Source organism: Bradyrhizobium quebecense (assembly GCF_013373795.3).
Taxonomy (GTDB): Bacteria; Pseudomonadota; Alphaproteobacteria; order Rhizobiales; family Xanthobacteraceae; genus Bradyrhizobium; species Bradyrhizobium quebecense.
This window is the reverse complement of record NZ_CP088022.1, coordinates 5,264,586-5,283,980: the sequence shown is the minus strand read 5'-3', so window position 1 is coordinate 5,283,980 and position 19,395 is coordinate 5,264,586. Positions and strand designations below refer to the sequence as shown.

Genomic DNA, 19,395 nt, shown 5'->3' with positions numbered 1-19,395 from the left:
CGTGCTTCTTGGTCGCAGCCGATGCCTCCGGCGTTCACGCATCGCGCCCTGAATTGCTCCAGCGCAGGCGCCGTCGGATGCCATGCGCCGCTGCTTGCATGCCACCGGCATGGTCGAGCCGTCGGATGATGTTACCGCCGGCATGCCGGCTGGTTATGCCGTACGCATCGGGCTGGCTCCGGGAGCGGCAGCCCGCGCGCAAGTCGCCGCACGTTCCCGGCGACCGCCTTTCGCTTCGGAATAGAAACGCGCGCCGGTCGAAAGCGGAGTTTTTTCTGACCATCGTCACTTGCACCGTCCGGTTCGATTCGCGTATGAGGCGCATCCTTCCTTTTCTGCAACTTTTATTTTGATTGAAGGCCCCGCCGATGTCCAACGCCACCCTCGACGCCAACAAGGCGCTGGTGCTCGCGCATTGCGACGCCGTGACCAATCGTCTCGATCCCGATGCGATCCGCGCGCAGCTGGCGTCCGACTTCTTCGATCATGCCGTCGGCAAGCGGATCAGCGCGGAGGAAGTGATCGCGCATGCGACGGCCATGCACGCGACCTTTGCCGATCTGTCGGCGGTGGCGGAATGCCTGGTGGCCGAGCGCGACATCGTCGCGGGCCGCTTCGTCTGGCGCGGCCGGCACCGCAGCCCGTGGCGCGGCATTGCCCCGACCGGCCGCCACGTCGAATTCCGCGGCATGACGTTCTGGCGGATTCACGACGGCAGGATCTCCGAGCGCTGGGCGGAGATCGACTTCGTCGATCTGGAGCGGCAGCTCAGGGATTGAGGGCAATCTGCACAACTCCGCCGCGCTGCGACCGTGATCCGCCGCCATCGTCCGCGGCGTGCATCACAAGCTGACACCAGTCAGACCGATCGCGAGCGCCGCGGCCAACTGGCCGCCGTTGCGCCGCTTCATCACCGGCGAGCATCGCCTCGGCCTGTTCATGGCCCAGCGCCGCTGGACCGCGGGTCTCTACGAATTCCTGCGCTTCGGCGTGAAGCAGGCCTGGGCCTGCCTGTTCGGCAGCATCGCGGTGGCGCTGATGATCGGCACCTGGCGCTTCTATCCGCCGGACGCGGCGCTTTCGCGCTACGATTTCCTGTTTCTCTGCATGCTCGCCGTTCAGGCCGCGCTACTGGCAGGAAAGCTCGAGACATGGGAGGAGGCCAGGGTCGTCCTGATCTACCATGTCGTCGGCACGGCGATGGAGATTTTCAAGACCTCGGTCGGGTCCTGGATCTATCCGGAGTCCAGCATCTTCCATATCGGCGGCGTGCCGCTGTTCTCGGGCTTCATGTATTCCTGCATCGGCAGCTACATCTGCCGCTGCTGGCGACTGTTCGATTTCCGCTTCTCGCAGCATCCGCGCCGCCTCGGCCTGATCGTCCTCAGCGTCGCGATCTATGTCAACTTCTTCAGCCATCACTACGTCATCGACCTGCGCTGGCTGCTGTTCGGCTGGGCGATCTGGCTGTTCGGCCGCGCCAGCGTCCATTTCAAGGTCTGGACCAGCTACCGCTCGATGCCGCTGCTGCTCGGCCTCGTGCTGGTGGCGCTGTTCATCTGGTTCACCGAGAACATCGGCACCTTCACCAAAACCTGGCTCTATCCGTCGCAGCGGCTCGGCTGGTCGATGGTCTCGATCGACAAGCTCGGCTCCTGGTTCCTGCTTCTGATCATCAGCTACACGCTGGTCAGCCTGGTCAATCCGCCGCGGAAGTGGAGATTCGAGAATGCGGGTGCCGGCGTGCGGCGGCGGGACGACGAGGTCACCGGTCAAGCGTCGGTGCCGACGCTTTGACTGCTTCGTTTGCTCCGTGGCATGATCGGCCATTCGAAGCAGGAGGGATTGTTGCATGCTCAGGTGTCGTTTGGCGGTTGTGTTCGGCGCCTTGCTGCTTGCCACCCCCTCTTATGCCGCCCGCTGCGGCGGCAGTTTCCCGGCCTTCGTCCAGTCGTTCTCGCAGGAGGCAGCCGCGGCCGGCATCCGGCAGGACGTGATCTCGCAGGCGCTCGGTGGCGTGCAGCAGGATGGCGGGGTGCTCGCCTTCGACCGGCGGCAGCGCTACACCTTCAACAAGACCTTCGAGCAGTATGTCGCAACCCGCGTCGGCGCCGGGCGCATCAATGGCGGCCGCGCCATGTTGCAGCGGCACGCCGCGCTGCTCTCGAAGATCGAGCAGCAATACGGCGTGCCGCGCCAGATCCTGGTCGCGATCTGGGGGCTGGAGACCGATTTCGGCAAGGGCGACATGGGAAAGCTGCCGGTGTTCCGGGTGCTCGCCACGCTGGCGCATGATTGCCGCCGCACCGACCTGTTCCAGGGCGAGTTGCTCGCCGCGCTCAAGATCCTGCAGCGCGGCGACCTCAGGCTCAACGACATGATCGGCGCCTATGCCGGCGAGATCGGCCAGACGCAATTCCTTCCGTCGTCCTACATCAAGTATGGCGTCGATTTCGACGGCGACGGCCATGTCGATCTGCGCCACTCGGTGCCCGACGTGCTGGCCTCGACCGCGAACCTGTTACACTCGAGCGGCTTCAAGATGGGCGCGCCCTATGGCGAAGGCAGCGCGAATTTCGAGGCGATGCGCGAGTGGAACAGGGCGGTGATCTATCGCAAGACCATCGGGTATTTTGCCGATCAGCTCATCGGGCGGTGAGGGCGGGCTACGTCCACGGCCGTCATTCCGGGATGCGCCGATAGGCGCAGGCCCGCAATCCATCAGGCCGCATCACGCATGAAGAAACGGATTCCGGGCTCTCGCTTCGCGAGCCCCGGAATGACGGGTTGAGAGTTGGGCCATGGAAACCATCGGCAGCCAAAAAATCTGGTCGTTCTTTGACCGCCGCGGATGCCAGATCGCGAAGAACGCGGCGGTGCGGGAGGGGCCGGGCCATCGCGTTGGCTCCTATCTCGAGCTCGCGACCAAGATCGCCGAGTTGCAATTCCTCAACCGCGACCATGTGCTGCTGTTTCGCGGCCAGGGCGCCGATTTCAGGAACGTCAAGCGCAACTCGTCGCTGAAGCCGACGCTGTTCCGGGCCGGCCGCGGCAATCCGGACCGCGCGACGCTGGCGTCGCGGTTCGCGGCGCTGGCCCGCGCCGAGCAGATCCTGATTGCGGAATACGCGAAAGCAAAGCTGCTCGGGCTGGAGCGGCTGAAACGGCATCGCATCCTGCGCTGGTCGATCCTGCAGCATTACGAGGTCTGCACCACGCCGCTGCTCGACGTCACCCATTCGATCCGGATCGCGGCGTCGTTTGCGTCGCTGGCGGAGACCGGCACCGCCTTCCTCTATGTGCTGGGCGTGCCGAACCTCAGCGGCGCGATCACCGCGAGCGCCGAGGCCGGCCTGCAGATTGTGCGGCTCTCCAGCGTCTGCCCGCCGGCGGCGGTGCGGCCGCATATCCAGGAGGGCTATCTGCTCGGCGAATATCCTGAAATGTCCGGCACCGAGCAGAAGGAGAACTATTTCCCCTACGAGATGGATTTCGGCCGGCGGCTGGTCGCAAAATTCTCGTTCGCGCCGGCGTCGTTCTGGAAGAACGACAATTTCCCGCAGGTCACGAAGAGCGCGCTCTATCCGTCGGAGCGAAGCGATCCGCTGTTTCGGCTGGCGCTCGGGGTGAAGAAGCAGTTGGAAGGGTAAGGTATGCGTTGGGCGGATTAGCACAGCGTTGAAGATGAATCACTGTCACCCCTGAGGAGGCCGCGCAGCGGCCGTCTCGAAGGGTCGACGGCCACCGGTCGGGCCGTGCATCCTTCGAGGCTCACTCCGCTCGCACCTCAGGATGACGGGTCTGATGAGTTCGCCGGGACGACGGGTGTGTGCCGCGTCTGCGCTGCAGGGCCTCACGCCGCGACGCCGCACATTCAACCGGCCCTCGCCGCCTCGCGCGCCAGCCGCCGCGCCGTCGTCTTCTCCATCAGCCGCTGCATCACCTTCCAGTAGGTCGCGGGGCGGAAGCGTTGCAGCAGATCCATGAAGCGGGCGTCCTTGCCGATCAAGATGCGCGGCTGGTTCTTCTCGATGCCGGCGATGATGCGCTGCGCGGCTGCGGTCGGCGTGGTCCTGGCCAGCGCGTCGAAACGCTCGATCGCTTCGGAGCGGCGGGCATTGTCGGTGATGCCGGCGCCGGTGCGCGAGTTGCGCGCGATGTTGGTGGCGACGCCGCCGGGATGCACGACGGAGAGCCGCACCGGGCTATTCGCCACCGCAAGCTCGTGGCGCAGGCTTTCCGAGAAGCCGCGCACCGCGAATTTGGCCGCGCAGTAGGCACTCTGGCCGGGCGGCGCGAGAATGCCGAAGATCGAGGAGATGTTGACGATATGCGCCTCGCGCTGCCGCGAAAGCAGCGGCAGGAAGGCGCGGCTGCCGTGCACCACGGCCCAGAAATTGATGTTGAACAGCCACTCCATCTGCGCCTGCTCGATCTCGTCGAACTGTCCGAGCAGCGCGACGCCGGCATTGTTGACCACGATGTTGAGCCGGGATGGGCGGCGCCGGCGGCCTCGGCAAATGCCGTGATCTGCCGGGGCTCGCTGACATCGAGGCGATGCACCGTGACCTTGCGCGGGCTCGCCTTGGCGATCTCGGCGGCGGCGGCCTGCAGGCCGGCCTCGTCGCGGTCGGCGATCGCCAGATCGCAACCGCGCAGCGCCAGTTCATGCGCGAGCGCGCGGCCGATGCCGCTGGCGGCCCCGGTTACGGCGGCGGCAGATCCAGAGATCGCGGTCATGTCAGGTCAGCTCCATCTCAACGAGGGGTGGCGGAGCCGTGAGGAACACGGCGGGTTTCCCCATTTTTTCAGATTGGAACCGAACTATCCAGCGCCCAGGTGTTTGACCCTCGTCACACTCTCAAACCGAGGCATTCAACCCAAGGGAGGCCCAGCCATGGGACAATCGAGACCCTGTCGTGCGAAGGCCCTGGTTGTCGAAGACGACCCGATGCAGCGCGAGATGATCGAATTGCTGCTCGAGGAGAGCGAGTTCGAGGTCATCTCCTGCGAGAGCGCGGAGGCCGCGGAATTGGTGCTGCGGAGCAACGGCGACAGTGTCGTGCTGATGTTGACGGACGTCGAGTTGGCCGGAAACATGACCGGCGTCGAGCTCGCCTATGTCGCCAAGATTTACAACCCCGATCTCGATGTGATCGTGACCTCGGGCAAGCCGCTGCGGCAGCGCCTGCCTGACGGCGCGACGTTCTGGGCAAAACCCTGGGCGCCGCTGGACGTGATCCGCGTCGCCGAGACGAAGGCGTCGGCGCTGTCGGGCGGTGGGGTCCGCAGGTTCTGACAAGACCAGGTCCTGACAAGCCCAGGGCCCTCATAACAGAGTTGTCAGCGCGGGGGAGGAGCCGCCGGCCGGTGGCTGCTTCCGCCCCGGGGGCGGGACGTGATATTGGCGGCTGATGTCCCTGGGGATTTTGAAATGACCTGGTCCTTCCTGCTGACCACCCTGATCGTGGTCGCCTCGCCCGGCACCGGCGTGCTCTACACCCTGGCGGTGGCGCTGACCCGAGGCTCGCGCGCGAGCGTGGCGGCGGCGTTCGGCTGCACGCTCGGGATCGTGCCGCAGATGATCGCGGCGATGCTCGGCCTTGCCGCCATCCTGCACACCAGCGCGATGGCGTTCGCGGCGCTGAAATGGGGCGGCGTGGTCTATCTGCTCTATATGGCCTGGCAGGCGCTGCGCGAGCGCGGCGCGCTCGCCGTCGACACCGAGATCAAGCCGCGCTCGAGCGGGCGGGTGATCGTGACCGCGATCCTGATCAACATCCTCAATCCAAAGCTGTCGATCTTCTTCCTGGCCTTCTTGCCGCAGTTCATCGCCATCGACGAACCCCACCCGCTGGCGCGGATGGTCGAGCTCAGCGGTGTGTTCATGGCGATGACCTTTGCGGTGTTCGCAGTCTACGGGCTGTTCGCGGCGTCGGTGCGCGACCGCGTCATCACCCGCCCGAAGGTGATGGCCTGGCTGCGGCGCAGCTTTGCCGCGGGCTTTGCCCTGCTCGGCGCCAAGCTCGCCTTCGCGGAGCGCTGAGTTCGCATTGCCTCGCGCCTTGCGGCAGGCAATAAAAAAGCAGGCCTTGCGCCTGCTGCCTTGCGTCCCTGCCTGGATGGTCCGGATCGGGTGCCCGGGCAGGGCATGAGCCGCTACCCGGGCGAGAAATTGGTTACTTCTTGGCGGCCTTCTTCTTGGTGGCCTTTTTCGCCTTCTTCGCCTTCTTCGCTTTCTTAGCCATAGTATCCTCTCAGGGTTTAATGGATTGAACGCGACTCCGAGGCATGCTTGGCGGAGGGCCAGCCTCGCAACATCCTCAGTATCAAACTCAGCAGATTCGGAGGCTGCTGCCGCGTGCTGTCACTGCACTGTCATCGTGTTATCCACAGCTGTTACGTGTTTTCGCCAGTTTTTCGCCAGTGTGCGCGTGTCACGTGTCGCGGCAGGTCGCATCCGTCATGCTTAACGACGCGCAAACGGCCGGTGCGCCGATCTTCATCAATTCAAAACCACAGCGCGGATTGGCGCGTGGCGGGTGAGAGTCCGTTAAGCGGCGCGGCCGCATCCTGTCCCGCAAGGCAACGGGGATTGCCATTGGGAGAAACGCCCCAGGGGCGGACGGTCATTTCAGGAGAGGCGAGGCCGATACGGGTCTCGAACAGGGGCGATGTTGAGCGTTCCGACGCTTTGGACGGTATTCGTTATCAATTTTCTCGCGCTCGGCCTGATCTGGGCCTATGTCGCGCGCAGCTATCCAGCTTTCGGTGCGGCGCGGTTCTGGACCGCGTCCACCTTCGTCGCGTCCGCCGGCGCCGCCTGCGCGATGCTCCGCGTGATGATGACGGACTCGCTGCTGCCGCTGCTTGCGGCAGGGACGCTGATGGTGTTCGCCGCCGGCCTTGCCGCGATGGGCATCGAGCGCTTCTACGGCAAGCCGGTCGGCTGGCGCAGCACCGCGCTGTCGACCGTATTCGCCTGCGCCGGCCTCGGCTTCTTCATCTTTGCCTATAACAGCATGCCGATGCGCATCCTGGTCTACACCGTCGCCCAGGTCATGCCGTTTGCGTTGACGCTGAAGCTGTTGCTGTCGCCCGAGAACGGCCGCGTCAGCCCCGGCGCGCGCCTTGCCGGCATCGTCGCCTCGGTGCTGATCGGCATCTATGCGCTGCGCCTCGTCGGCGCCTTGCTGCAGCCCGGCGAGTTCTCCTTCGTTCGCTTCAGTGCGAGCCAGTCGCTGGTGATCCTGCTGATGGTATTCCTGTCGATGGCGCTCAATTTCGGCTTCCTGCTGATGGCGATCGACCGGCTGCGCAACGAGGTCGCCGACCTCGCGCTGCTCGACGATCTCACCGGCGTCGGCAACCGCCGCCATCTGTTGCAGCGGCTGACCGAGGAATGCGCGCGCTCCGACCGCAACGGCGAGGCGTTCGCGCTGCTGGTGATCGACCTCGACGGCTTCAAGGGCATCAACGACACCCATGGCCATGCCGCCGGCGACGCCTGCCTGCAGCACTTCACGCTGATGGCGCAAACGAGGCTCCGCCCGGGCGACATGCTGGCCCGCACCGGCGGCGACGAGTTCTGCATCGTGCTGCCGTCCTCGACGCTGCGCGAGGGCGCGATGATTGCCCGCCGCGTGCTGGAAGTCTGTCGCGCCGACGCCGAGCAGTGCACCGGCAACGACATTCCGATCGCGGTCTCGATCGGCGTTGCGCAATGGACCCGCGAGATCGGCCTGCATCCCGACCGCCTGGTCGCCGCCGCCGACCATGCGCTCTACGACGCCAAGAAGGGCGGCAAGAACGGCTACGCGACCTATGAGCCGAAGCTGCCGTCCGAGATGGTCGCTCTCGTGGAGGAGACCCTGCGCAAGCGCGCCTGAGCGTGCTAGCGAGGGGCCACACTGGATCTTTCCGTGATGATGCCTCGCCTGCTCACCGCACTCCTTGCGCTCGTGCTGTCCTCCGCCGTATCGGCCGAAACCGATCTTGCAGCGATCGCGCGATCGCAGGGCACGCCCGAGATTCCCGGGTTGAAGGTGGTGTGGCTGTCGCCTTGGGGCGATGTCGCCAAATCCCACCCGTGGCGCAACATCATCGTGCACCAGACCGAAGGCCCGGCCGGCTCGGCGCGAAATGGTGCCGCCGAGCAGCACAAGAACCCGACCCGCCGCGGCGTGATGGTTTGGGTCGAAACCGACGGCACGGTCTATTGGGCGGTCGCCGAAAATCTGGTCCCAACCCATACCGATGGCGCCGACCGCAACGACAACAAGTACATCGACAACAGCAAGACCTATCGCCAAGTGAACAAGGACACCTCGATCGGCGTCGAGTTCGCCGGCAATTTTCCTGATGTCACGAGGGGCCCGACCGACGCACAGATCGCCGCCTGGCGCGTTCTGGTGAAGCTGCTGCGCGCGCGTTACGGCATCCCGCTGGAGCGCGTCTACGCCCACAACTGGATCGACTTCAAGGACGCCCGCTACTGCGAGGGCTGCGCGCTCGCGACCATGGCGCGGCAGTGGGGCGAGTAGGGGCGGACTCCAATACAATCCGGGATGCCCGCTTTCGGAGACGAAGCGGACACGCGGTCTAGACCGCGGGGATGTCGCCTTGTGACCCCGACACGGACATTGGGACGCCGTGGTTTTGCTTTCCCAAGCCGTTCATCAGTATTAAATTTCGCGGAAACCGTTCCGCCAACGGCGGTCGGAGGAAACTATCGCTGGATTGTCGGTTGAAGTTCCGGGAACAACGGAGGCTTCGGAAATGAAGAAAGCAGCATTGGCGTTAGTGACCGCTGCCACCATCGGTGTCTCTGCCTTGGTGGCCCCATCACCGGCCCAAGCGTGGCGTGGTGGTGGCTGGGGCGCTGGACTCGCGGCCGGACTAATCGGAGCGGCGGTAGTTGGTGGCATAGCCTCCAGCGCCTACGCCTATGGCCCAGGTTACGGCTACTACGGCGGACCGGGTTATGGCTATTACGGGGGTTACGCCCCCGCGTATTACGGCGGCTATGCGCCGGCATACTATGACTACGGCTACGCCCCCGCATACTACGGCGGATACCGGTCTTACTATGCTCGTCCCGCGTACCGGCGCGTTATTCGCCCCGCATACGCCTACGGCCCTAGGTACTATCGCGGGTATGGCTATCGCTGGTGATCGCCAGCGGCGCCACCGAAGTCTGGGCAACGAACGGTCGCGGGGGGCCGCGGCCTGCTTCGTTGCCCGCGGGTGCTTGAGTGTTTATAGCGAGCGGCGAGACGACCGTGAGCATTGACGTCGGCGGCAGGCATAGACCGATGGCCGGCGTGTCTCCTGTTGGCCCTGGCTGTGTAAAAACACGAAAGATCGAAATGCAGCGAGAATTACATTCCTCAGTTCGCTCTCTGAGGTAAATGAGCTTGCAAATGTGAAGGCTAAGACAGTCTTAGACGATAATTTCTTCTATCGCCCTCAGGTATCTTAGCGTTTTTACACAACCAAGACCCAAAGCGGACGTCGTTGCCACTCAAAGACCGCCAGCAAGAGGGGTACATGGATTGTGAAGCTGGCAGTACGTCCAACGTCTCGTTCTTTAGATTAAGGCTATTCCATATGTCGAGTTCACCAGAGTTTTCGTAGGCAATGCATAGGCAGACGTCTTCTCGGCCGCTGGATGTCCGGGCATATTCGATGCTGTGAATTAGTCCAGAGATAGATAGCGAAGAGTTTAGCGGCACGCTGACAATCATGCCGGCTTGAATCTGCCCTTCTGCTGTCGCGCCGGCCAAAACAAACAGCCGACGACGTTCAAGAGCGAAGGCACGAATACGTCGTGCTTGTCTCCTCCTGGCCCATCGCGTCAGTTAGCGCAGCGCAGCGACATGTCCGAAGTTGAGGGTAGACCGGAAGTTGCCGACCGACTGCAAGGACGACGTGATTGACCCATTGCAGACTTCGCTGAGAGTTGGCATCGTCGTACAATGATTAACGACTGGCTTGCCAATATGCGTACATGGGCGCTCTGTTTGGTCGTTTATTGCGTTGCTTGCACCAGCGCAGCCGCCTGCATCCCAAACACAGACCGCGGCATTTTGTTCGAGCAGGTTCCGACCGACATCGACGCTCCCGTGATAATTGAAGCAACCATCTATGATCGCACGCAGGTCGGCGACGCCGTTGGCAATCAGATGTGGTTGTTGAACGCGCGCGTTGATCGAGTGATCAAGGGATCAATCAATACCAAGACCGTGAAGATATTTGTGTACCTTGGCTGCACCCGCGTTGGTATCGGGCAGGGCATCATTCTCGGAGAGCTCCGCGACGACCCGCAGCGCGGGCTTATGCTGAAACCGATTGAAGGTGCACCCTTAAGAAACCAGTCCGCTGAGTTCAGACGAAGACAAGAGGCCGTTTGGCGCGGCGTGAAGGAAGGAACCTGGAAGCCTTGATAACCTATCCTGCCAAGGCGCTGGGGAGCCTAAGCTGATCCTGACAATATGTGCGTCTAGCGAGCTAGTGTCCCGAGTCACAAGTTCGCAATCGAAGATTCGCAGTAGGTTCGCGTCGCTGTGCCAAGGCTGGAGGCAGCAGCAGTGACGGAGGATCTGATGGCGGTCCGGCAACTTGCCTCCCTGACATTGAGTGATGAAGAGCGCGCCGAACTGAAGGCGCTGACGACGCGGCGGAAGACGGCGCAAGCGCTGGCTCTGAGAGCCCGGATCGTGCTGACCTGCGCGGAAGGCGGTCAAAACAAGGAAGTGGCGGCCAAGCTGGGCTTGGGCCGGTCAACGGTAGGCAAGTGGCGGCGGCGCTTTGTGGAGCGGCGCGTGGACGGGCTGCATGACGAGGCCCGCTCCGGGGCGCCACGTACGGTTGACGATGCCCGCATCGAAGCCCTGATCGTAAGGACGTTGGAGAGTTGCCCCGAGAACGCCACCCATTGGAGTTCCCGCGGCATGGCGAAGGCCAGCGGCCTGTCGGTGTCGACGGTGCAACGCATCTGGCGGGCCTTCGGGCTCCAGCCGCACCGGCTGGAGACGTTCAAGCTCTCGACCGATCCAAACTTCGTGGCCAAAGTGCGCGACGTCGTGGGACTTTACGTCTCCCCGCCGGAGCACGCCATCGTTCTCTGTGTGGATGAGAAATCCCAAATCCAGGCACTGGACCGCAGTCAGCCGATGCTGCCGATGCGTCCCGGCCAACCGGCCCGAAGAAGCCATGACTACACAAGGCACGGCACCACATCGCTGTTCGCCGCCCTCGACATTGCCAGTGGACGGGTGATCGGCAAGTGCTACGGACGCCACCGTGCTGTCGAGTTCCGCAAGTTCCTCGACGAGATCGAGGCTGCCGTGCCGCGCGACCTCGACGTCCATTTGATCATGGACAATTACGCCACGCACAAGACGCCATTGATCCGAAGATGGCTCGCCAAGCGGCCCCGGTGGCACGTGCACCTGACCCCGACCAGTTCGTCATGGCTCAACCAGGTCGAGCGCTTCTTCGCACTCCTGACCGACAAGAAGATCAGACGCGGCATCTATCGGAGCGTTGCCGCCCTCCGGGCAGACATCGCTTCCTTCATCGACCGGCACAACGCCGATCCCAAGCCGTTCCGCTGGACTAAGTCCGCCGATGACATCCTGGCATCCATCGAACGCTTCTGCCGGTACAACGCTCCGCCAAATCCAGATTCGATATCGCGAACTTCTGGTCCACCACACTAGTGGCCCTTAGCCGATATGGCCAAGAGCGCCTCTTTTTTCCGCTGCTGAGGCTAATGCGGACATTCGTCGGCAGGCGGATCTATGGGTATACGTCCCAGATCGAGGTGCGCGCCGAAGTATCATGCCAAAAACAGCTTCGTAAGATGGGTGGAGCGAAGCGATACCCATCAACCTTGTGCTGCGCGGTGGGATGTTGGGTATCGCCGCGCTCCTCCCATCCTACAAACTACCTGGATGTCGAGCGCTCCTCTCAACCTTTGCGGAACAAGAGCTGGCGTTAACGACGCTTGGCGATTTTCAGCCTGAACGAAATCGCTTCGAAGCTTGTTAAAATTTGCTGGGTACCTGTTCGAAGCACAGGGATCGGGGGAAAGACATGGCAAAGCGGGCCAAACGTGGGAAGACTGAGGCGCTCGCGCTACCGGTGGCGGGAAGAGTTGCAATTGGCGCCGTGGCGGCTGTCGCATTGGGGTACGGTTTGCTGTGGCGCCCGGCGAGCGTTCAACCGATACGGAAGCAAGCCGCGCACCAGGTCCCGGCGCCATCCAGTCCTACGCCATCGACTCCTGTTCTCGTATCGGCGCCAGTTCAGGCACCAGCGTCAGTTCCGGTTCCGATCCCGGCCCCAGCGCTCCGGGTCGAAACACCAAAAGCCGCTGATGCTCCCGGAAGATTTGTTCGGCAGGTGGTTGACTACGTCAGTCACCAGACGCCGGGCACCGTCGTCATCGACACCGGAAACACATTCCTTTACCTCGTTCTGAACGATGGACAGGCGATGCGCTACGGCATCGGCGTCGGCCGCGAAGGTTTCACATGGTCCGGTGAACAGACCGTGGCCCGCAAAACAGAATGGCCGGACTGGCGTCCTCCGGCAGAGATGATTTCGCGCCAGCCTTATCTGCCGCGGTTTATGACGGGGGGTCCCGGCAATCCGCTCGGCGCCCGGGCGATGTATCTCGGCGATACCGAATATAGAATTCACGGCACCAACAAGCCCGATACGATTGGGAAGCGGGTTTCCTCCGGCTGTATCCGGCTGACCAATGAGGACGTCGTCGACCTCTATGATCGGGTGAAGGTCGGCGCGAAAGTGATCGTGCTTCCGGCGCCCGCAGCTTCCGTCTTGGCCGAAAAATGATAGCCGGGACCATACGTCACTGAGGTGAACAGTCCTGCGGGCGCAGGGCCGCTTCAACGCGCTGCATTATCCGCCGCCATCGCTGGCTTGTCGGCCCGCCCATGAGCAGGAAGTAGCGGACGATCGCGATCGGCAGCCAGGTCTCCATCGCTTGCCTCAGCGCCACTACCGGCTTGCCGGATAGCCGCGCGTATTCGGATTGCGCGGCCGCATTGACCGCAAGCGGCCGCTGCGGATTATCGGTGATATCGAGGGCAAACTCGGTCAGGCTGATGTGAGTGAACCCATGATCGAGGGCCGCAGGCGCGCGGATCGAAAAGGTCCAGTCGATCAGCCGCGGACCGTCCGCCGTCATGATCACGTTGTCAGGGTGGATGTCGCCATGGCACAGCACGTCCCCCGGCTGCTGCAGGCGGTCGATCAGCGCGAGGATGCCGGAGGCGATGTGCTTGGGTACGATGTCGCCGGAGAGCCTGAAGGCGGTGTCCATCCAGCCGCGCAGATGGAAGGCCTCCGGCGGCGGCGACATGCTGTGAACGGACAGGCCGAGGGACGCAAGGATCGCACCCGCCTGGGCGAACGTCACGGCGCCGCTGCGCGTGACCTCCAGCAGTGTCGGTCCGTCGAGGCGGCCGAGCACGATGCCGAAGCGTCCGTCGAGCGTCACCTCGCCGAACACCTCCGGCGCAGGCACGCCGGCGGCGAACACTGCCTGGGTCATCCGCACCTCTTGCTGGCCGAGCCGCGGCGGGAAACCTTCCTTGAACAGTTTTACGACCTGACCTGGCGCCCAGGCGTGGATGTCAGCCGTGCCGCCCTGTTTGATCTTCTTCCCGAGGGATCCCCGCATCGCTCGTCCTCCCGCCGGTCGCAAACAAACACCGGCGGCGGGCAAAACAGAACGCTCCCGCGATCTTGGCTGCCAGCCGTGATCGTGGCTTGTCCCCGGCCGCAGCGCTTGCCAGAATCGCGAAGCGACGTGCGGTTTGAGACAAGTCCGGTTCTGGCCCTAGCCGACGCCGCCAAGAGCGCCTCTGTTGCCCGCTCCTGAGGCTAATGCGGACATCGTCGGCAGGCGGATCCATGGACATCGTGGTGCGTGCCGAAGGACATCATCCCAAAAGCCAGCTTCGTCGGATGGATATCACTTCGCTCCACCCATCCTCTACAGACAAACAAAAAAGCCGGCGTTGCCGCCGGCTTTCGTGTCTGTTGGCTTGCCGCCGCGCGATTAGTGCGCGGCTTCGAGTGCGGCTTCCTGCCGGGCGATCGTGCCCTTGACGGCCGACTGCACCTTTTCGAACGCGCGGACCTCGATCTGCCGCACGCGCTCGCGCGACACGCCGAACTCGGCGGCGAGGTCTTCCAGCGTCATCGGCTCATCCGCCAGACGCCGCGCCTCGAAGATGCGGCGTTCGCGCGGGTTGAGCACGCCGATCGCACCGTTCAGGGCCTGGCGGCGATGATCGAACTCCTCGCTCTCGGCCATCAAGGCTTCGGCGTTGGGCGAGTTGTCGACCAGCCAGTCCTGCCATTCGCCGGCTTCGCCGTCGTCGCGGATCGGGGCGTTGAGCGACGCGTCACCGCCGAGGCGGCGGTTCATGTCGACCACGTCCTGATCGGTCACGCCGAGGCGCTTGGCAATCAGCTTCACCTGGTCGGGGTGGAGATCACCCTCTTCCAGTGCGGAGATCTTGCTCTTCGCCTTGCGCAGGTTGAAGAACAGCTTCTTCTGGTTCGCGGTGGTGCCCATCTTCACGAGCGACCAGGAACGCAGGATGTACTCTTGTATTGACGCCTTGATCCACCACATGGCGTATGTGGCGAGACGGAAGCCCTTCTCGGGCTCGAATCGCTTCACCGCCTGCATCAGGCCGACATTGCCTTCCGAGACGACCTCGGAGATCGGCAAGCCGTAGCCGCGATAGCCCATGGCGATCTTGGCCACGAGCCTGAGATGGCTGGTGACAAGCTTATGCGCCGCGTCGCGATCGTCATGCTCGCGCCAACGCTTGGCGAGCATGTACTCCTGCTGGGGCTCCAGCATGGGGAACTTGCGGATCTCGGCGAGGTATCGAGAGAGGCCGGATTCTCCATTGAGGACCGGCAACGTAGCTGTACGGGCCATTACTTGCGCCCTCCAGTGGTTCAGGCCCCCGATAGCGGCGGGCCCGGCAGGTGGCCGCTGGGTTAAAGCCGGCCATGCTGCGATGTTCCGCGTTGGATATTCAACGCAGGTGCAACATACACCAAACTGTCCGTGATAGGGAAGGATTGCTGACGTCACGTCCCCGTGTGGCAGCTATAACCTGTTGTCATGGCAAGGCTTTTCAGCAGGGGGTGCGTCATACCGCCGCTGCCAGCGCCTGCTGCAGGAGAAGCAAATCCTCCGGCAAAGCCGACTCCCAGTGCAAAAGTTCCCCGGTCCGGGGGTGTTCCAAAGCCAGCAGATAGGCGTGCAGGGCCTGGCGATCGAGCGCGGTGAGTGCGTCCTTACCTCCCACGCTGAGCTGCCCGGCCTTGGTCTTGAAGTGGGCGCCGTAAACGCTGTCGCCCATCAGGGGATGGCCGAGATGGGCAAGGTGGACCCGGATCTGATGGGTCCGCCCGGTCTCGAGCCGGCAGGCCAAGAGCGAGGCGACCGGCCTGCCGTCGCGGCCGGCAAAACTCTCTCGCACCTCGAAATGGGTGATCGCCTCGCGGCCGCTCTGGCGCACCGCCATTTTCTCGCGGGCATGCGGATGGCGGTCGATCGGCGCGTCGATCGTGCCGTGGGGCCGGTTCGGCACGCCCCAGGCGAACGCCATGTAGCCGCGCTCCATCGGGCCGGTGCGGCCGTGGTCGGCGAATTGCGCGGTCAGCGACTGATGGGCGTGGTCGTTCTTGGCAATCACCATCAGCCCTGTGGTGTCCTTGTCGAGGCGGTGCACGATGCCCGGCCGCTTGACTCCGCCGATACCCGACAGGCTGCTGCCGCAATGCGCGATCAGCGCGTTGACCAGTGTTCCCGTGGCGTGGCCGGCCGCGGGATGCACGACGAGGCCCCTCGGCTTGTTGATGACGATGATGTCATCGTCCTCGAACACGATATCGAGCGCGATGGCCTCGCCCTGAGGCTCGGCGGGCACGGCCTCCGGCACGTCGATTATGATCGTATCGCCCTTGGCGACATGATAAGCGGGGTCGCGCACGACGGCGTCCTTGACGGCCACGGAACCGGCGAGGATCAGCGCCTTCAGCCGGGACCGCGACAGCTCCGCGGTGCGCTGTGCGAGCACGCGGTCAAGCCGGGCCGAGCCCTCGTCGCCCGCGACGATGACCTCCAGCTTCCGACCGCCATTCGAAGAGACCTGATTCAAATCGACCTGTTGCAAAGATAGAGCCTTGTGATGACCGACACCGCTGTGACCGAACCGACCCCCGACCAGGCCGCGCTGATCGCGCGGGTGCGGCGCATGATGCTGATCGCGGGCCTGACCTCGGCCTTGGCCGTGGCCGTCGTGTTGATTGCCATCGGCTACCGCCTTTATCGCAGCGAGGGAAGCCCCGTTTCCGTATCCGACGTCACTGCTGCGCTGCCGAAAGGCGCCCGTATCGTCGCAACCGGCGTCGCCGGCGAACGGCTCGTCCTCACGCTTGATATAGGCGGTGCAACAGAGATCCGCACATTTGATGCAAAGACGCTGAAACCTGTCGGCCGGCTGAGCTTCGTCAACGAGCCTTGATCGAGGCAATCGCGAAGCGGCGCGGTCGATCAACCAAAAGCTGCAGCGTATTTTTTGCGCATGCGTTCGCGTATCGAGAATGTGTGCCGCCATCTTTTCGGCCGAGTTGCACGCTCAGCTTGCGCCATGTCGGAGTCCAACCCCAGCGCTTCCTGCGAACAGTGCGGTGAATCCGAAGCGGCAGCGTCGTGCACCGACCCGACGCGTCGCGCAGTGTTGACCGCGCTTGCGGGCTGCGCCTGTCTCGCCGCGATCGAGCCCGCAGCCGCCGACGATGAAGAGCAGCCCGGCGCCAGTGAGCGACCGCAAAAAGCCGACGTCCTGGTGCGCGCCGAAGGCGACAAGGCCGGCCAGGTCATCAAGTCGGATGATCTGACGCTGGGCGGACCGCCCGTTCGCGCCTGGCCGCAGGACCCGAAAACTTCCGTCGTCCGCAAAGGTTCGCGGCTCAACGAGGTCGTGCTCGTCAAGCTCGATCCGAACGAGCTCGACGACGCCACGCGTGCCCGCGCGCCTGACGGCATCGTCTGCTACTCGATCATCTGCTCGCATGCCGGATGTCCGATCACCGCCTGGGTGAAGCAAGATCAGGGCGACAAGAACGTTCTGAAATGCCTCTGTCACAACTCCGAATACGATCCGCGGCAGAATGCGCAGGTCGTGTTCGGGCCGGCGCCACGTCGCCTCGCGGCCTTGCCGCTGACGGTTGCCGACGGCGCGATCACGGTCGCCGCGCCATTCGTCGGGAAGGTGGGTGCTCAGCAGGGAGGATGAGGCCACATCGGGATTTCTGCACGACCTAAAGCATGATCCGGAAAAGTGTGAAGCGATTTTCCGCGCGACAAACGCGGAACGCGTTTGCGCGGAGATCATGCTCAAACAAAACTGAAAAAACAAAACAGAGCAGGGAGGTAGCATCTCATGACAAGAAAGCAGTTATTACTGTCGAGTTGTGTCGCATTCACGTGCCTCATTTCGACCTACGCCGTCGCGGGGCCGATCGAAAACTACAGTTCGGTGACGTCCGCGCGTCTCGAAAATCCCGAACCCGGCAACTGGATGCTCTATCGCCGGACCTATGACGGGCAGGGTTTCAGTCCGCTCAACCAGATCAACACGTCCAACGTCAAGGACCTCAAGCCGGCCTGGACCTTCTCGACCGGTGTGATCGAAGGCCATGAGGCGCCGCCGATCGTCAACAACGGCGTGATGTTCGTCGCGACCCCGATGGGGCAGGTGATCGCGCTCAACGCCAAGACCGGCGAAGAGTACTGGCGCTACAAGCGGCAGCTTCCCGACGATCTGTTCCAGCTGCATCCGACCAGCCGCGGCGTCGGGCTGTGGGAGGACAAGCTCTATCTCGCCACCACCGACGACCACGTCGTCGCGCTCGATGCCAAGACCGGCAAGGTGGTCTGGGACACCAAGGTCCAGGACTACAAGAAGGGTCAGTACATGACGCTGATGCCGCTGGTGGTCGACGGCAAGGTGATCGTCGGCGGCTCCGGCGGTGAGTTCGGCGTGCGTGGCTATGTCGTCGCCTTCGACGCCAACAGCGGCAAGGAGCTCTGGCGCACCTTCACCATCCCCGGCGAAGGCGAGCCCGGTCACGAGACCTGGAGCGGCGACGACTGGAAGTCCGGCGGCGGATCGGCCTGGATGACCGGCACCTACGACAAGGACACCAAGACGGTCTATTGGGGCGTCGGCAACGCCGCGCCGTGGCCCGGCTCGATGCATGCCGGCGACAATCTCTACACCAGCTCGGTGCTGGCACTCGATCCCGACACCGGCAAGATCAAGACCCACTTCCAGTATCACCAGAACGATTCCTGGGACTGGGACGAGGTCGATGCGCCGATGCTGATCGACATGCAGCGCGACGGGCGGTCGTTCAAGAGCCTGGTCCATCCCGGGCGCGATGCGATCTTCTGGGTGCTGGAGCGCAAGCCGGACAAGATCAACTATGTCGCCGGCTGGCCGTTCGTGAAGACCAATGTCTGGAAGGGCATCGAGGCAGAAACTGGCCGGCCGATCCTCGATCCCGAGCACAAGCCCGTGCTTGGAAAGCGGGTCGAGTTCTGCCCGTCGCTATGGGGCGGCAAGGACTGGCCGTCGGCGGCGTACAGCCAGAACACCAAGCTCGTCTATGTTCCCGCCAACGAGAATTTCTGCGGCGGCTTCACGGGCGAGAAGCAGCCATTGGTTCCCGGCCAGCTCTGGCTCGGCACCAAGCCGGAGGACATCGGCCTGACGCCGGCACCGAACGCCGATCATTTCGGCGAGTTGCAGGCATGGGATCCGGTCACCGGCAAGAAGGTCTGGCAGCATGACTACAAGACCTCGCAATTGTTCGGCGCGGTGACGGCGACTGCGGGCGACCTGGTCCTGGCCGGCGGCACCAATGACCGGATGTTCCGCATCTTCAATGCCAAGACCGGCGAACTGCTGTGGGAGCAGAAGACCAACTCCGGCATCATGGCGATGCCGATGTCCTATGAGGTCGATGGCACGCAATACATCGCGGTCCAGTCGGGCTGGGGCGTCGACGCGCAGCGCATCCAGGATGCGCTCGCCGGCAAGGTTGCGGGCTTCGAGAACAACGTCCCGCAAGGCGGCGTGATCTGGGTGTTCGCGCTTAACAAGAAGTAAGGCGCACGATCGGAGCCTCGGTTCTATTGAAGCAGAACCGAAGCTCCAGAAAAGCGCTTCTCGCCGATAGGGGGCGATGCGATCGGGAAGCGGCGGTTGGGGAGACCGCCGCTTCCCGGTCCGCTTTGGCTTTCAGCATGATCCTTCCGGATCA

At 63.5% G+C, this 19,395-nt stretch carries 17 protein-coding genes and 1 pseudogene; 14 read left to right on the top strand and 4 right to left on the bottom strand.

The window, feature by feature from the left end; all coding sequences use genetic code 11:
• Positions 1 to 368 precede the first annotated feature (368 nt).
• From HU230_RS25440 to HU230_RS25425, 4 genes are all read left to right on the top strand, one after another.
• Positions 369 to 779, top strand: coding sequence for an ester cyclase (locus tag HU230_RS25440; RefSeq protein ID WP_176529347.1), 411 nt, complete (start codon positions 369 to 371; stop codon positions 777 to 779).
• A 58-nt stretch (positions 780 to 837) separates the two neighbouring features.
• Positions 838 to 1,797 (top strand): DUF817 domain-containing protein, encoded by a 960-nt coding sequence (locus HU230_RS25435; RefSeq protein WP_224943552.1) that lies wholly within the window; start codon positions 838 to 840, stop codon positions 1,795 to 1,797.
• A gap of 55 nt (positions 1,798 to 1,852) precedes the next feature.
• Entirely contained in the window at positions 1,853 to 2,659 is an 807-nt protein-coding gene (locus tag HU230_RS25430) for a lytic murein transglycosylase (protein WP_176529348.1), read from the top strand.
• 142 nt (positions 2,660 to 2,801) lie between these two features.
• The gene (locus HU230_RS25425; protein WP_176529349.1) at positions 2,802 to 3,650 is read left to right on the top strand and encodes an FRG domain-containing protein; all 849 of its coding nucleotides are present in this window, start codon (positions 2,802 to 2,804) and stop codon (positions 3,648 to 3,650) included.
• A gap of 224 nt (positions 3,651 to 3,874) precedes the next feature.
• Here the strand turns inward: HU230_RS25425 and HU230_RS25420 are convergent.
• Positions 3,875 to 4,740, bottom strand: a pseudogene (locus HU230_RS25420) (SDR family NAD(P)-dependent oxidoreductase).
• Positions 4,741 to 4,897: 157 nt separating this feature from the next.
• On the opposite strand from HU230_RS25420, the gene HU230_RS25415 reads away from it, so the two are divergent.
• The 7 genes from HU230_RS25415 (at position 4,898) to HU230_RS25385 (ending at position 12,864) form a co-directional block, all read left to right on the top strand.
• Positions 4,898 to 5,299, top strand: coding sequence for a response regulator (locus tag HU230_RS25415; RefSeq protein ID WP_176529351.1), 402 nt, complete (start codon positions 4,898 to 4,900; stop codon positions 5,297 to 5,299).
• 135 nt (positions 5,300 to 5,434) lie between these two features.
• A complete protein-coding gene (locus tag HU230_RS25410) occupies positions 5,435 to 6,046 on the top strand; it encodes a LysE family translocator (protein WP_176529352.1) in 612 nt (203 codons plus the stop codon).
• Positions 6,047 to 6,674: 628 nt separating this feature from the next.
• On the top strand, positions 6,675 to 7,889 hold the full coding sequence (locus tag HU230_RS25405; RefSeq protein ID WP_176529353.1) for a GGDEF domain-containing protein: 1,215 nt from the start codon (positions 6,675 to 6,677) through the stop codon (positions 7,887 to 7,889).
• 36 nt (positions 7,890 to 7,925) lie between these two features.
• Positions 7,926 to 8,543 carry a peptidoglycan recognition protein family protein gene (locus tag HU230_RS25400; RefSeq protein ID WP_176534867.1) on the top strand — a complete coding sequence of 206 codons (618 nt, stop codon included), beginning with the start codon at positions 7,926 to 7,928 and terminating at the stop codon, positions 8,541 to 8,543.
• A gap of 1,434 nt (positions 8,544 to 9,977) precedes the next feature.
• The gene (locus HU230_RS25395) at positions 9,978 to 10,445 is read left to right on the top strand and encodes a hypothetical protein (protein ID WP_176529354.1); all 468 of its coding nucleotides are present in this window, start codon (positions 9,978 to 9,980) and stop codon (positions 10,443 to 10,445) included.
• A 159-nt stretch (positions 10,446 to 10,604) separates the two neighbouring features.
• The gene (locus tag HU230_RS25390) at positions 10,605 to 11,723 is read left to right on the top strand and encodes an IS630 family transposase (RefSeq protein ID WP_166107040.1); all 1,119 of its coding nucleotides are present in this window, start codon (positions 10,605 to 10,607) and stop codon (positions 11,721 to 11,723) included.
• Between the two features lie 376 nt (positions 11,724 to 12,099).
• Positions 12,100 to 12,864, top strand: coding sequence for a L,D-transpeptidase (locus HU230_RS25385; protein ID WP_176529355.1), 765 nt, complete (start codon positions 12,100 to 12,102; stop codon positions 12,862 to 12,864).
• 16 nt (positions 12,865 to 12,880) lie between these two features.
• Here HU230_RS25385 and HU230_RS25380 read toward each other — a convergent pair whose 3' ends face one another.
• The 3 genes from HU230_RS25380 to HU230_RS25370 all read right to left on the bottom strand — a co-directional run bounded on the left by HU230_RS25380 (position 12,881) and on the right by HU230_RS25370 (position 16,190).
• Complete coding sequence (locus tag HU230_RS25380) at positions 12,881 to 13,759, bottom strand: phosphotransferase (protein WP_224943551.1); 879 nt, start codon at positions 13,757 to 13,759, stop codon at positions 12,881 to 12,883.
• A gap of 336 nt (positions 13,760 to 14,095) precedes the next feature.
• Positions 14,096 to 14,992 (bottom strand): RNA polymerase sigma factor RpoH, encoded by an 897-nt coding sequence (gene rpoH / locus HU230_RS25375; RefSeq protein ID WP_021077401.1) that lies wholly within the window; start codon positions 14,990 to 14,992, stop codon positions 14,096 to 14,098.
• A 217-nt stretch (positions 14,993 to 15,209) separates the two neighbouring features.
• On the bottom strand, positions 15,210 to 16,190 hold the full coding sequence (locus HU230_RS25370; protein ID WP_176534869.1) for an RluA family pseudouridine synthase: 981 nt from the start codon (positions 16,188 to 16,190) through the stop codon (positions 15,210 to 15,212).
• A 63-nt stretch (positions 16,191 to 16,253) separates the two neighbouring features.
• Here HU230_RS25370 and HU230_RS25365 point away from each other — a divergent pair, with 63 nt between their 5' ends.
• From HU230_RS25365 to HU230_RS25355, 3 genes are all read left to right on the top strand, one after another.
• Positions 16,254 to 16,589, top strand: coding sequence for a hypothetical protein (locus HU230_RS25365; protein WP_050402671.1), 336 nt, complete (start codon positions 16,254 to 16,256; stop codon positions 16,587 to 16,589).
• A gap of 126 nt (positions 16,590 to 16,715) precedes the next feature.
• Positions 16,716 to 17,363 (top strand): QcrA and Rieske domain-containing protein, encoded by a 648-nt coding sequence (locus HU230_RS25360; protein WP_176529356.1) that lies wholly within the window; start codon positions 16,716 to 16,718, stop codon positions 17,361 to 17,363.
• A gap of 147 nt (positions 17,364 to 17,510) precedes the next feature.
• Positions 17,511 to 19,241, top strand: a complete 1,731-nt coding sequence (locus HU230_RS25355) for a methanol/ethanol family PQQ-dependent dehydrogenase (protein ID WP_176529357.1) — start codon at positions 17,511 to 17,513, stop codon at positions 19,239 to 19,241.
• The last annotated feature ends 154 nt before the right edge of the window (positions 19,242 to 19,395 follow it).